Here is a 13039-nt window from a genome sequence, read left to right as displayed (position 1 = left end):
TGGATCCCCAGAGAGTGGCCTTCCTGGCGCGGCCTGGCAACCGCTCAGGCCGGACGCCCCCTCCCCGCCAGCCGGAGCCCGGCGACCAGCAGGCTGACCAGGGTGGAGGCCACCAGCGCCCCCAGGAACGGCGGCAGGGTCGGGATGCTGCCGGGGAAGCTGGCCGCCAGCACGCCCGCCGCGAGGCTGCCCTGGGCCACCCAGCCCGGCAGGATGGCGCCGAGCATGCCCGCCACGCCGCCGGCCACCGCGGCCGTGGCGCTCATCCGCGACCAGAGACCCAGCAGCACCGGCACCACGATGGCCGCGCAGAGCAGGTCGGCGATCAGGAACAGCCGCAGCACCGAGAGCCCCTGCAGCGCCACGATCACCACCGGCACCATCAGCGCCACCGTGACCCAGCGGGCCGCGCCGAGGGAGAGCCCACGCCGGCCGGAGCCCGCCACCACCAGCGAGGCGAGGCCGTTCTGGAGGGTATCCACGCTGGAGGCGACCAGGGTGACCGCCAGCACCAGCGCCGGCAGGGCCAGCCAGCCCGGCGCCTGTGCGAGCAGCGCGAAGAAGGGGATCGGCGGCTCGCCCAACGCCACGCCGGCCATGGCCGCCAGCGTGCCGAGGCCGCCGACCGCCATCACCACCAGCACGGTGATGCCGCCGCCCAGCCAGGCGCCGCGCCCCAGGGCGCGGTCGTCCCGCGCCGCCCAGACCCGCTGCCAGTAGCCCTGGTGGAAGAGGTTCGCCGCGGTCACCGCGATTACCAGGGTCAGCGCCACGGCGAGGGCGCTGCCGGTGGGAATAGAGGGCAGCGTGGCGTCCACCGGCATTTCGGGCAGGCGCATCAGCGCCACGCCGCCAACCACCGCCAGCAGCGCGACCAGCAGCCAGGCCTGCCAGCGGTCGGTGGCCAGGCTCGCCCGCAGGCCGCCCACCGCCGTGTAGAGTAGCGTGGCGACCGCCACGCCGATGACCACCAGCGCCGGCGGCACATCCGAGAGCAGCGCGGTGATGGCCCCGATGGCGGTGAGCTCCGCGGCCAGGAAGCAGGCCATGTAGAGCACCGAGACCAGCGATACCCAGCGCCGTACCCCGGCACCATAGCAGGCCTCGGCGAACTCGCCGATGCTGCGCCCCTCCGGCAGGTGGCGCCGGATCACAGGGCCGTAGAGCCCCAGCACGATGAACGGCAGCGCCGAGCCGATGGCATAGCCGGCCAGTGCCAAGGGGCCAACGAAGGCGCCGATCTCGGGCGGCGCGAAGAGGATCCAGGCGCCCATCCCCGAGGCCAGGAAGGAGAGGCCCAGCGACTGGGCGCCCTGGGAGTTGCGCGCGGTGACATAGTCGTCAAGGGGGCCATCGGCCCGGCGGGCCCGCAGGCCCAGGAAAGCAAAGCACAGCAGCGCCGCGCCGAGCACGGCAGACGTCAGGTAAGGCATGTCGCACTTCCTCCGCCGGTATGAACCGGATCAGGTTCCAGGGTCAGCGCCATGCGCTCTCTCAGCCCCGGCCGACGCGTGCGGCAGCGGGACTCCCCTGGCGACAAGTGAATGGATGGTGGGATCGCGCCTCGCATCGTGGCCTGGCTGGCCGATAGCGACGGGATCGAGGGACATCATAGCGCCGCCTTCCCCTGGCGACCACCCGGGCCCGATTCCCGTGGGCTTGCCGGCGCGCCCGGCAACGCACCCCAAACGTCTCTCTCGAGGGGCGCCTCTCGGCGATGACGGAACTCCTTCTCCACAAGCAAGGTCGCAGAACGAGGCCATGGGCCATGGACGCATTGTCATTCGCATCACCGATATCACCCACGTGTAGTCAAGGAGGAAACGCATGCACAGACCGATCCCGAGAACACTGCTGGCCTTGCTCGGCGCCGGACTGCTGGGGAGTGCCGCCCAGGCGGCCGACACCGCCACCTATGGCTGGATCGAGAAGGCCACCATCGAGCCGTGGGGCACGGAGGTCAAGGTGAAGCTGGATACCGGTGCCCTGACATCATCGATGCAGGCCGAGGAGATCGAGACGTTCGAGCGCGACGGAGAGGACTGGGTTCGCTTTACCGTCGAGGTCGAGGATGAAGAGACGGACGATGTCGTCTCGAAGACCTTCGAGCGTCCGGTGTTTCGCGACCTGCGTGTGGTTGGTGCCGGAGGGGAAGAGAGCCGGCCCGTCGTGCTGATGACGATCTGCATGGGAGAGACGCTTCGTGAGGAGCAGTTCAGCCTGGAGGATCGCGACAACATGAACTACCCGGTCTTGCTCGGGCGACGCACCATTCAGGACCTGGGCAGCGTCGAGACGACCCGCACCTTCATGCACGAGCCCGAATGCAATGATGATTCGCCCGTCAAGCCACACTCCGAGAAGGAGTATGACGAGGATATCGGCGTATGACGGCCCCCACGGAGGGTACCGCTGCCGACCATGACACCATCCAACCGATGCCACAGGAGCCCATCGTGACAGTCAAGACACGCACGCTTTCCTGGCTAGTGCTGCTGGGACTTCTCGTTGTCGCTTCCCAGCCCGCGCTGGCGCAACAGCGCCTGCCGGACTTCACCCAACTGGTGGAGGACGCCGCCCCGTCCGTCGTCAACATCTCGACATCCCGAACGGTCGAGCGACAGGCACCCCCCAGCGGCCAGTTCGGCGGCCAGGAGATACCCGAGATCTTCCGGCACTTCTTCGGTGACCGCATCCCCATGCCCCCCGGCGGCGGCCGGGGCCAGGGCAACCAGGAGCGCCGCTCGCTGGGCTCGGGCTTCATCTTCGATGAAGACGGCTACATCATGACCAATGCCCATGTGGTCAAGGGGGCCGACGAGATCCTGGTGCGCCTCAACGACCGGCGCGAACTCGAGGCCGAGCTGGTGGGCACCGATGACAAGACCGATGTCGCCGTGCTCAAGGTCGAGGCCGACGACCTTCCCACCCTCGACATGGGCGAGGCGGGAGACCTTGAAGTGGGCCAGTGGGTCGCCGCCATCGGCTCCCCCTTCGGCTTCGATCATTCCGTGACGGCCGGCATCATCAGTGCCATCAACCGCACCCTGCCCCAGGATGTCTATGTGCCCTTCATCCAGACCGACGTGGCCATCAACCCGGGCAACTCCGGTGGGCCACTGTTCAACCTGGAAGGGGAGGTGATCGGCGTCAACTCCCAGATCCTGACGCGTAGCGGCGGGTACATGGGGCTCTCCTTCGCCATCCCGATCGATGTGGCCATGGATGTCGCCGACCAGCTGCGCAATGAGGGTTACGTCAGCCGCGGCTGGCTCGGCGTCAGGATCCAGCCGGTTTCCCGGGACCTGGCAAGCGCCTTCGGACTGGACCAGGCCGAAGGCGCCCTGATCGCGGACCTGGCCCCCGACGGCCCGGCGGCAGAAGGCGGGCTCCAGGCGGGCGACATCATCCTGGAAGCCAATGGCCAGGAGGTCGACCACTCCTCCACGCTCCCCAGGCTGATCGGCGGCGTGGCCCCCGGCGAGGAGGTCGAGCTGCTGGTGCTGCGTGAAGGCGAGCGGCAGTCGATCACCCTGGAGGTTGGCGAGTGGCCGGACGCGGGTGCCGACCAGGCCGGCAACGAGAGCGAACCGGCCCGTCTCGGCATCGCGGCACAGCCCTTGAGCGACGCCGAGCGCCAACAGCTCGGTATCGACCATGGCGTGCGCATTGCCGATGTCGACCCAGCCGGACGCGCGGCAGCCGCCGGGATCCGCCCGGGCGATGTGCTGGTGAGCATCGGGCAGCAGCGGGTGGAGAGCCCCGAACAGCTGGCCGATATCGTCGCCGACCTGCCGGAAGGCCAGGCGATCCCAGTGCGGCTCTACCGTGACGGCAACTCCTACTTCGTTGCCTTGAGTCTCGGCAGTGAGTGACCCCAGAGCCCAGTCATTGCCATGAGTCAGCGCCCCGGTGGTAACGCCGCCGGGGCGCTGTACTGTGCATGTCATAAACGACTTGCACATGTTGCCACGGATCCACCCGGGCATTGAACATAGCGCTATAGATGCTGAAAGAAAGCTGTGTCATTTAGCACCGGAAGCACTCTCGGTAGTGCCAGGCGAGATAGTCGCGGCTGGGAAATACCGAAGCCTCCAGGTTTAAAGGTTGTCCATTTAGATCGCTTAGATGGTTCTTGAGCTGCCCGTTTAATCCTGCTTCAGCCAACCCCGGAGAGATTCGTATCCGGCCTTGACCGTCGATAGCCAACAGTCCCTTATCGAAGGCGCGATCATGGAGCGCATTGAGACAGAGCCCGTTGGCTGGGTCGAGACGAAATTCGGGACGCCACTGCCAGGGCACGATGTGACTCGCGATCAGCAAGTCTTCATGACGCAGTCCAGTAATCACGCAGCGGGCGTCATAACGAATCATCACTGCCTTTCGAAATAAGGACTGTCCCACCCGGCGTTTCTGGATACCCACGGAGTCCCGTGCGGTGTAGTCAACCTCGTCGTCAGCTATATCCATCTCATTGGCGATTATCGACCACGCTTCCTCGCATTCGCTGGCCACGGCTTCCGGTTCGGCCATGAAACGTTGCCACAGCATGCGATCCTGCTGGGAAGCGCCGGATAACCCCTTCTTGCCCAGAGCCAACACTTCGGGATCGAGACTCGCATAGTTGGAAAGCTTCATCGCAACGGAGTTGGCCGAACGCCCAATCCGTTCGGCCAACTGAATGACTTCAGGTCGTCTCCGGTGAAGCTGCCCAAACGTCAACCGACAGTAGAGCGATAACACCAGTAGCCGATCTTGATCCGTCCATGCCTTTCTTTCCGCTGCCATGTGGCCTCCCGATGCTGCCTGTCTCGAGCCTACGCTCGAGCGGCCATAGAGGCCAATTCTGCTTACTTTTCCCGCGGCACCCGCCCCATCAGGTAGAACTCCTCGTTGGGTGGCGTGCCGGTCAGGGTGACCAGCCGGTTGGAGAGGCCGAAGAAGGCGGCGATGGCGCCGATGTCCCAGATGTCGTCGTGGGTGAACCCGGCCGTCTTCAGGCGGGCCTCCCACTCGTCGGTGAGTTCTCCCACCTCCAGGCCGCAGTAGAGGGCGAAGTCCAGCATGGTGCGATGGCGCTCGCTGATCGGCGCGGTGCGGTGGTTGATGGCTACCTGGTCGGCGAGCAGTGGGTCCTTGCTGTAGATCCGCACCAGGGCGCCGTGGGCCACCACGCAGTAGAGGCAGCGGTTGCGGGCGCTGGTGGCCACCACGATCATCTCCTTCTCGGCCTTGGTGAGCGTATCGGATTCGCGCTCCATCAGGGCATCGTGGTAGGCGAAGAAGGCACGGAACTCAGCCGGACGATGAGCCAGCATCAAGAAGACGTTGGGCACGAAACCGGCCTTCTCCTGAACCGCCAGCATGGCGTCGCGCACGTCCGTGGGCAGGTCCTGAATCGATTCGGGGACGGGAAAGCGGCTGATCGGTGGGGTCATGGTGGCTCCAGGGATTGTTGTTGCTGGGTAAGCCACCAAGATAGCAGTTGACGTTAACGTAAGCATATAGCCATTGGCTCAAGATCAACCGAACCGCCGAAAGGGTGCCGCTCTTCATTGCGACATGCTGGTAGCAAGGCTAGCATTACCGTATTACTTCAAAAATTCGGAAGGAGGGTCGTCATGTCCACCGCCAGCAGTCGGCTGACCACCAAATACCAGGCGACGATTCCCGGCAACGTCCGCAAGGCACTGGACCTCCACGCCGGCGATACCATCTGCTTCGAGATCGAAGATGGTGAGATTCGACTTCGCAAGGCATCACCGCTCGACCTGGCATTTACCCATGCGGTGGAAGAAACCCTGAGCGAGTGGAATTCCGAGGCCGACGAGGACGCCTACCGTGATCTTTGAGGCCTTCGATGTTGTGGTTGTGCCGTTTCCTTTCACCGACAGGAACACGACCAAGCGTCGGCCAGCGCTGGTCATCTCTTCTAACGAGGACTTTCATCGCTCTACAGGACAGCTCCTGATGGCCATGATCACCAGTGCCAACAACTCCGCCTGGCCGCTGGATACCGAAATCCAAGGTCTCGATGCCGCAGGCTTACCCGCGACTTCCATCGTGCGCATGAAGCTCTTCACTCTGGATGAACGCCTGATCATCCGACAGGCTGGACGACTTGAGCAGGATGACCGACGCCGAGTGATCAGCGCCCTGAGGGCCCTGATGCCAGCCATCATCCAGTAACACAATACGGCCCCGCCTCTCTCGAGACGGGGCCGCTAGGATCACTACGCTGAACGAATCAGCTCAGCGAGATGGTGCTGTTGATGCCGCTGGAGACGTTCTCCGGCTCGAACCAGCGCGCGGTGACGGTCTTGGTCTGGGTCCAGAAGGCGATGGCCTGCTTGCCGTTGGGGCCCAGGTCACCGAGCTTGGAGCCGCGCGAGCCGGTGAAGCTGAAGTAGGCCACCGGCACCGGGATCGGCACGTTGATGCCCACCTGGCCGACGTCGATGTCGCTCTCGAAGCGGCGCGCCACCCAGCCGGAGTTGGTGAAGATCGAGGTGCCGTTGCCGTTGGGGTTGGCGTTGATGAACGCGATGGCCTCGTCCAGGGTCTCGACGCTGAGCACGCAGAGCACCGGGCCGAAGATCTCCTCGCGGTAGATGGTCATCTCCGGGGTCACGTCGCTGAACAGGGTCGGGCCGACGAAGTTGCCGTTCGGGTAGCCCTCCACCTGGCAGCCGCGGCCGTCGACCAGCAGCTTGGCGCCCTCCTGCTCGCCGGTGGCGATCAGCCGCTCCACGCGCTCCTTGGCCTGGGGCGAGACCAGCGGGCCGAGGTCGGCGTCCTGCTGGGTGCCGGGGCCCACCTTCATGTTACGGGCGCTCTCGACGATGTCATCCAGCCACTCGCGGGCCTCGCCCACCAGCACCACCACGGAGTTGGCCATGCAGCGCTGCCCGGCGGCGCCGAAGGCGGAGCCCAGCAGGTTGTTGATGGCCTGGCTGCGGTTGGCGTCGGGCATCACCACGCAGTGGTTCTTGGCCCCCATCATCGCCTGCATGCGCTTGCCGGCGGCGGCGGCGCGATCGTAGAGCAGCGAGCCGACGTGGGTGGAGCCGATGAAGGAGAGCGCCTTGATGTCGGTGTGGTCGGCGATCTGGTTGGCCACGTCAGGGCCGCCGTGCACGACGTTGAGCACGCCGGCCGGCACGCCCGCCTCGTGGGCCAGCTCGACCAGGCGCATGGTGGAGCTCGGATCCTGCTCGGAGGGCTTGAGCACGAAGGTGTTACCGGTGGCGATGGCCAGCGGGAACATGAAGCAGGGCAACATGATCGGGAAGTTGAAGGCGGTGATGCCGGCGCCCACGCCCAGCGGCTGGTTCAGGGTGTAGACGTCCACCTCATTGGCGGCGTTCTCGGCCAGTTCGCCCAGCTGCAGGGAGGTAATCGAGCAGGCGTGCTCCACCACCTCCAGGCCGCGACCCACCTCACCGGCCGCGTCCGGCAGGGTCTTGCCGTGCTCCTCGCTGATCAGCGCGGCCAGCTCATCGGTGTTCTCGCGGATCAGCGCCTGGAGCTTGAGCATGATGCGCATGCGCTTGCCCAGCGGCACCTTGCGCCAGGTCTTGAAGGCCTCCTTGGCACTGGCCACCGCCTGCTCGACCTCCTCGGCGGTGCAGAACGGCACCCGGGCGACCACTTCCTGGGTGGCCGGATTGACCACGTCGCGCCACTCCTGGCTCTGGGACTGGACGGGCTGGCCGTCGATGTACATGGGAATCTCGCGAACGGACATGGTGGCATGCTCCTCTGTGCTGTTCCTGCCCCGACCGCGAGTCTGGCTTGTCGTTGTTCGGCCATCGTCAGGCGCCGCGGCGGCGGGGACATTAGACTTTATGTGTATCTATACACGAACCGTGGTGACATCGAGTCTATACAGACGTCGGATGGCATGACAACGGGCACTCGGGCACATTGTTTGTGCATCCATGCACAACCACACGGCCACGGGAGACCTCCATGCTCGACTGGCAGGATATCCAGATCTTCCTCGAGGTGGCGCGCAGCGAGCGGCTCACCGACGCCGCCCGCCGGCTGGGGCTCGACCACTCCACCCTGTCGCGGCGCACCCGGCGCTTCGAGCAGGCGCTCAACACCCAGCTGTTCGAGCGCAGCACCCACGGCTACCACCTCACCGAGGCCGGCCAGCAACTGCTCGCCCACGCCGAGGAGATGGCCCGCCACGCCTTCGAGGCCGGCGAGAGCCTCACCGACAAGAACCACCAGATCAGCGGCCAGATCCGCCTCGGCGTCACCGAGGGCTTCGGCACCTGGGTGATCGCTCCGCTGCTCTCGGCCTTCTGCGAACGCCACCCCGGCGTGACCCTGGACCTGCTCGCCCTGCCCCGGGTGGTCAACCTGAGCCGCCACGAGGCGGACCTCGCCATCACCGTGGAGCGCCCGGTGAGCCCGGGGCTCGTGATCTCGCGGCTGTGCGACTATCGGCTGCGCCTCTACGGCAGCCAGGGATACCTCGCCCGCCACGGCACCCCGGCCCGGCTGCCCGAGCTGGGCGATCACCGGCTGGTGGGCTACGTCGACGACCTGATCTTCAGCGAGCAGCTCAGCTACCTGGAGCCCCTGCTCGACCCGGCGGTGGTCGGCCATCCCGGCCCGCACTTCGCCCTGCGCAGCACCAGCGTGACCACCCAGCACGCCGCCTGCCTGCATAGCGCCGGGCTCGCCGTGCTGCCCTGCTTCATGGCGAGCACCTCGGACGCCCTGGTGAACGTGCTGGATGACGACGTGGAGATCGTGCGCCACTTCTGGATCACCGCCCGCCAGGAGCAGCGACGCCTGGCCAAGGTCCGCCTGCTGTGGGACTTCCTGCGCGAGGCCCTGGAGGCCAACTGCGCCTTCCTGATGGGCGAGGCGAAGGCGATGGTGGTGCCACCTCCCGCCTCCGATACAAAATAGCTATCGACACGGTCGGCAATGTCACATTGAGCTAATGGACCGCCGGAGCGTAAGTTGAAGTCACAGGACAAGGAGCCCCGGCCATCACGCTGTCTCAGGGTTCATGGTTGATACGGCTCATTGTTCCGCCGGACTGCCATCGTCTATACACAGGTAGCAGTTCCAACAACGCAGCCAGATGGGAGAGCGATATGGGTGATCAGCAGAACGCCGGCAAGTGTCCGGTGATGCACGGAGGCCAGACCGCCAGCGGTCATTCCAACACCGACTGGTGGCCGGAGTCCCTGAACCTGGACATCCTGCATCAGCACGATCGCAAGACCGACCCGATGGGCGAGGACTTCGACTATCGCGAGGAGGTCAAGAAGCTCGACTTCGACGCGCTCAAGAAGGACATGCACGCCCTGATGACCGAGAGCCAGGCGTGGTGGCCGGCCGACTGGGGCCACTACGGTGGCCTGATGATCCGCATGGCCTGGCACGCGGCGGGCACCTACCGCATCGCCGACGGCCGTGGCGGCGGCGGCACCGGCAATCAGCGCTTCGCTCCCATCAACTCCTGGCCGGACAACGGCAACCTCGACAAGGCGCGTCGCCTGCTGTGGCCAATCAAGAAGAAGTACGGCAACCAGATCAGCTGGGCCGACCTGATCATCCTGGCCGGCAACGTCGCCTATGAGTCCATGGGCTTCAAGACCTTCGGTTTCTCCTTCGGCCGCGAGGACATCTGGCACCCCGAGAAGGACATCTACTGGGGCGCCGAGAAGGAGTGGCTGGCCCCCTCCGACGAGCGCTACGGCGACGTCGACAAGCCCGACACCATGGAGAACCCGCTGGCCGCGGTCCAGATGGGCCTGATCTACGTGAACCCAGAGGGCGTCAACGGCCAGCCGGACCCCATCAAGACCGGCGAACAGGTCCGCGAGACCTTCGCCCGCATGGCCATGAACGACGAGGAGACCGCGGCCCTGACCGCCGGCGGTCATACGGTCGGCAAGACCCACGGCAACGGCGACGCCGAGGCCCTTGGGCCGGAGCCGGAAGGCGCCGACGTCGAGGCCCAGGGCTTCGGCTGGCTCAACCCCAACATGCAGGGCAAGGCCGCCAACGCCGTCACCTCCGGCCTGGAAGGGGCCTGGACCAAGAACCCGACCCAGTTCGACATGGGCTACTTCGATGCACTGCTCGACCACGAGTGGGAGCTCAAGAAGAGCCCTGCCGGTGCCAACCAGTGGGAGCCGGTGGACATGAAGGAGGAGGACAAGCCGGTCGACGCCACCGACATGTCCACTCGCCATAACCCGATGATGACCGATGCGGACATGGCGATGAAGATGCATCCTGACTACCGCAGGATCATCGACAAGTTTCGCCAGGATCCCGAATACTTCAAGGACTGCTTCGCCCGCGCCTGGTTCAAGCTGACCCACCGCGACATGGGGCCCAAGGCCCGCTACATCGGCCCGGAAGTGCCGGACGAGGAACTGATCTGGCAGGATCCGGTGCCGGCCGGCAGCAGCGACTACTCCGTCGAGGCGGTCAAGAAACAGGTCGCCGAGAGCGGCCTCTCCACCGGCGAGATGGTCAGCACCGCCTGGGACAGCGCCCGTACCTTCCGCGGCTCCGACATGCGCGGCGGCGCCAATGGTGCGCGCATCCGCCTGGCCCCGCAGAAGGACTGGGAAGGCAACGAGCCGGACCGCCTGGCCAAGGTACTCAAGGTCTACGAGAAGATCGCCGCCGACAGCGGCGCCAGCGTGGCCGACGTCATCGTGCTGGGTGGCAGCGTGGGCATCGAGCAGGCGGCGAAGGCCGCCGGACACGATATCCTGGTGCCCTTCGCGCCGGGTCGCGGCGACGCCAGCGACGAGATGACCGACGCCCCCTCGTTCGAGTACCTGGAGCCGCTGGCCGATGGCTTCCGCAACTGGCAGAAGAAGGACTACGTGGTCAAGCCGGAGGAGATGCTGCTCGACCGCGCCCAGCTGATGGGACTGACCGCGCCGGAGATGACCGTGCTGATCGGCGGCATGCGCATGCTCGGCACCAACCACGGCGGCAGCAAGCATGGCGTCTTCACCGACCGCGAGGGCCAGCTGACCAACGACTTCTTCGTCAACCTGACCGACATGGGCAACACCTGGAAGCCGGCGGGCAACAATGCCTACGAGATTCGCGACCGCAAGACCGACCATGTGAAGTGGACCGCCAGCCGCATCGACCTGGTGCTCGGTTCCAACTCCATCCTGCGCTCCTACGCCGAGGTCTACGCCCAGGACGACAACCAGGAGAAGTTCGTCAAGGACTTCGTCAAGGCCTGGACCAAGGTGATGAACGCCGACCGCTTCGATCTGGAGAAGCTCCAGGCCTGAAAGCGGCCTGAGCCGGGCGAAACGCCCGGCTCTACCGCCGGAAAGAGCGAGACGCCCGGGTGCTTACCCGGGCGTCTTCTTGTTGCCCCTCTGCGTGATCTCTCGCCTGGCCAGAAAGATCGCTCGGGTAGCCCTGAAGTATCAGTGACTGGTCACCCCGGGTACGTAAGTCCGCCGCTCGAGGAGTCCCAGCAGGCTCGCCACCGTAGAGGTGAGCACCAGATAGATAAGTCCCGCCCAGAGGAATACCAGGAAGAAGTCCAGGGTGCGCGAGCCAATATCCGATGCGATGGAAGTGATCTCCACTACGCCGATGGTGTAGGCAATGGAAGTGAACTTGAGTTCGATGATCGCTTCATTCGACCACTGCGGGATCACCCGGCGTAGCGCCTGGGGCAGCATGATGTACCGAATCGCTTGCCACTGGGTCATACCACAGGCCCGCGCCGCCACCAATTGCCCTTTGGGCACCGACAGCACCGAACCGCGGAAGTACTCGGCCTGGTAGGCGGCGCTGTTGAGGGTGATGGCGATCACCGCGGCGGTGAAGGCATCAAAGACGATACCCAGATGAGGCAGCCCCAAATAGATGAAGAACATCTGCACCAGCATCGGTGTGCCGCGAAACAGCTCCACGTAGACGGTGCTGATCCAGTAGAAGAGCCGGTTACCGTAGACCCTGGCCCAGCAAAGTACCAACCCCAGGAAAAAACCCAGAGTGATAGCGATCACCCAAAGCGCCAACGCAACCGGAACGCCCTTGAGCAGTTCGGGTAGCCACTCGATGCCGAACTCGATGAATTCCCGCATGGTTCACCCGTGCTTCGCTATAACGTTGAGGAAGGCCCGGGTCCGCTCGTGCGTGGACTCGGTGAACATGGTCTCCGGTGGCCCCTGCTCGACGATGTGACCGTTCTCGATGAAGATGATCTCGTCGGCGGCCTGGCGAGCGAAGCTCATCTCGTGGGTTACCACCACCATGGTCATACCCTCGACGGCCAGCTGCTGCATCACCCTCACCACCTCGCCGGTCAATTCCGGGTCCAGCGCCGAAGTAGGCTCGTCGAACAGCAGCACGTCGGGGTCCATGGCCAAGGCCCGGGCGATTGAGACGCGCTGCTGCTGTCCACCGGAGAGCTCAGCCGGGTAGGCGTCGGCCTTGTCGCCAAGGCCGACCCGCTCCAGCTCACGATGCGCCCGCTGGGTAGCGGCCTCCTTGTCCGACCCGTTGACCTTGATCTGACAGAGGCGCACGTTGTCGAGCACCGTCAGGTGAGAGAAGAGGTTGAAGTCCTGGAAGACAAAACCCATACGCGCCCGCATGGCGTCGATGTTGGAATCCAATACCTCATCGCCGTTGAGGTAGATGCGCCCGGTATCCGGCACCGTGAGATGATTGATACAGCGCAGCAGGGTGCTCTTGCCCGAGCCAGAGGGGCCGATCAGCACCTTGGTCTCACCCTTTCTCAGACTGAAGCCGATGCCCTTGAGCACCTCCAGGCCGTCGTAAGCCTTCTTCACATCCTGCACGTCCAGAATCAGATCGTCGGCCATTATCGCCATTCCTCTCGCATCATTTTTCGAAGCCCGGCACGGCCAGCTTGCGTTCAAGGGCATACAAAAGGCTACCTGATTACGCATAAGGCTCAGCCATCTTCAGGAACCGGTATGGCATCGGCGGTGTTCGGGCGGCTACCGTGAGAAACCGCGGGATCATGGCCTTGAGGTCATAGCGCCGA

At 65.1% G+C, this 13039-nt stretch carries 12 protein-coding genes, 1 pseudogene and 1 riboswitch; of the genes and pseudogenes, 6 read left to right on the top strand and 7 right to left on the bottom strand.

The genetic code is table 11. From position 1 onward, the window contains the following. Positions 1-44: 44 nt before the first annotated feature. On the bottom strand, positions 45-1433 hold the full coding sequence (locus tag OP497_RS15825; protein WP_280550131.1) for a sodium:solute symporter: 1389 nt from the start codon (positions 1431-1433) through the stop codon (positions 45-47). Next, positions 1423-1542: riboswitch (TPP riboswitch) on the bottom strand. Its footprint overlaps the gene before it by 11 nt. A gap of 285 nt (positions 1543-1827) precedes the next feature. On the opposite strand from OP497_RS15825, the gene OP497_RS15820 reads away from it, so the two are divergent. Both OP497_RS15820 and OP497_RS15815 read left to right on the top strand, forming a co-directional pair. Then, entirely contained in the window at positions 1828-2391 is a 564-nt protein-coding gene (locus tag OP497_RS15820) for an ATP-dependent zinc protease (protein ID WP_280550129.1), read from the top strand. Between the two features lie 65 nt (positions 2392-2456). Then, positions 2457-3875: a DegQ family serine endoprotease gene (locus OP497_RS15815; protein WP_280550127.1), complete on the top strand. Its 1419-nt coding sequence runs from the start codon at positions 2457-2459 to the stop codon at positions 3873-3875. Positions 3876-4029: 154 nt separating this feature from the next. Here the strand turns inward: OP497_RS15815 and OP497_RS15810 are convergent, their stop codons facing one another. Together OP497_RS15810 and OP497_RS15805 are read right to left on the bottom strand one after the other, a co-directional pair. Beyond that, positions 4030-4788 (bottom strand): HNH endonuclease, encoded by a 759-nt coding sequence (locus OP497_RS15810; RefSeq protein WP_280550125.1) that lies wholly within the window; start codon positions 4786-4788, stop codon positions 4030-4032. A gap of 62 nt (positions 4789-4850) precedes the next feature. Continuing rightward, a complete protein-coding gene (locus OP497_RS15805) occupies positions 4851-5438 on the bottom strand; it encodes a peroxidase-related enzyme (protein ID WP_280550123.1) in 588 nt (195 codons plus the stop codon). Positions 5439-5621: 183 nt separating this feature from the next. Here OP497_RS15805 and OP497_RS15800 point away from each other — a divergent pair, with 183 nt between their 5' ends. Then, positions 5622-5852, top strand: coding sequence for a type II toxin-antitoxin system PrlF family antitoxin (locus OP497_RS15800; RefSeq protein WP_280550121.1), 231 nt, complete (start codon positions 5622-5624; stop codon positions 5850-5852). After that, complete coding sequence (locus OP497_RS15795) at positions 5842-6189, top strand: type II toxin-antitoxin system PemK/MazF family toxin (RefSeq protein WP_280550119.1); 348 nt, start codon at positions 5842-5844, stop codon at positions 6187-6189. The genes OP497_RS15800 and OP497_RS15795 overlap by 11 nt, the downstream gene beginning before the upstream one ends. 58 nt (positions 6190-6247) lie before the next feature. Here OP497_RS15795 and OP497_RS15790 read toward each other — a convergent pair whose 3' ends face one another. Beyond that, entirely contained in the window at positions 6248-7747 is a 1500-nt protein-coding gene (locus tag OP497_RS15790) for a CoA-acylating methylmalonate-semialdehyde dehydrogenase (RefSeq protein WP_280550117.1), read from the bottom strand. 224 nt (positions 7748-7971) lie between these two features. On the opposite strand from OP497_RS15790, the gene OP497_RS15785 reads away from it, so the two are divergent. After that, positions 7972-8928, top strand: coding sequence for a LysR family transcriptional regulator (locus tag OP497_RS15785; RefSeq protein WP_280550114.1), 957 nt, complete (start codon positions 7972-7974; stop codon positions 8926-8928). 191 nt (positions 8929-9119) lie between these two features. Further along, a complete protein-coding gene (katG, locus tag OP497_RS15780; RefSeq protein ID WP_280550112.1) occupies positions 9120-11300 on the top strand; it encodes a catalase/peroxidase HPI in 2181 nt (726 codons plus the stop codon). Positions 11301-11441: 141 nt separating this feature from the next. On the opposite strand, the gene OP497_RS15775 is transcribed toward katG, so the two are convergent. The 3 genes and pseudogenes from OP497_RS15775 to OP497_RS15765 all read right to left on the bottom strand — a co-directional run. Next, positions 11442-12110, bottom strand: a complete 669-nt coding sequence (locus OP497_RS15775) for an amino acid ABC transporter permease (protein WP_280550110.1) — start codon at positions 12108-12110, stop codon at positions 11442-11444. A 3-nt stretch (positions 12111-12113) separates the two neighbouring features. Continuing rightward, a complete protein-coding gene (locus tag OP497_RS15770) occupies positions 12114-12854 on the bottom strand; it encodes an amino acid ABC transporter ATP-binding protein (RefSeq protein WP_280550107.1) in 741 nt (246 codons plus the stop codon). A gap of 79 nt (positions 12855-12933) precedes the next feature. Next, a pseudogene (locus tag OP497_RS15765) lies at positions 12934-13039 on the bottom strand (IS1595 family transposase); the annotation flags it as partial.

It is taken from the genome of Halomonas sp. 11-S5 (assembly GCF_029889825.1).
Taxonomy (GTDB): domain Bacteria; phylum Pseudomonadota; class Gammaproteobacteria; order Pseudomonadales; family Halomonadaceae; genus Halomonas.
The sequence above is the reverse complement of the archived record's forward strand: the minus strand, read 5'-3'. Positions and strand labels throughout refer to the sequence as shown.

Bases quoted from the DNA above. Each gene is read 5' to 3' on its own strand.
- OP497_RS15820 (WP_280550129.1), top strand. From the start codon at position 1,828: ATGCACAGACCGATCCCGAGAACACTGCTGGCCTTGCTCGGCGCCGGA.
- OP497_RS15790 (WP_280550117.1), bottom strand. From the start codon at position 7,747: ATGTCCGTTCGCGAGATTCCCATGTACATCGACGGCCAGCCCGTCCAG.
- katG (WP_280550112.1), top strand. From the start codon at position 9,120: ATGGGTGATCAGCAGAACGCCGGCAAGTGTCCGGTGATGCACGGAGGC.
- OP497_RS15805 (WP_280550123.1), bottom strand. From the start codon at position 5,438: ATGACCCCACCGATCAGCCGCTTTCCCGTCCCCGAATCGATTCAGGAC.
- OP497_RS15800 (WP_280550121.1), top strand. From the start codon at position 5,622: ATGTCCACCGCCAGCAGTCGGCTGACCACCAAATACCAGGCGACGATT.
- OP497_RS15825 (WP_280550131.1), bottom strand. From the start codon at position 1,433: ATGCCTTACCTGACGTCTGCCGTGCTCGGCGCGGCGCTGCTGTGCTTT.
- OP497_RS15770 (WP_280550107.1), bottom strand. From the start codon at position 12,854: ATGGCCGACGATCTGATTCTGGACGTGCAGGATGTGAAGAAGGCTTAC.
- OP497_RS15810 (WP_280550125.1), bottom strand. From the start codon at position 4,788: ATGGCAGCGGAAAGAAAGGCATGGACGGATCAAGATCGGCTACTGGTG.
- OP497_RS15785 (WP_280550114.1), top strand. From the start codon at position 7,972: ATGCTCGACTGGCAGGATATCCAGATCTTCCTCGAGGTGGCGCGCAGC.
- OP497_RS15775 (WP_280550110.1), bottom strand. From the start codon at position 12,110: ATGCGGGAATTCATCGAGTTCGGCATCGAGTGGCTACCCGAACTGCTC.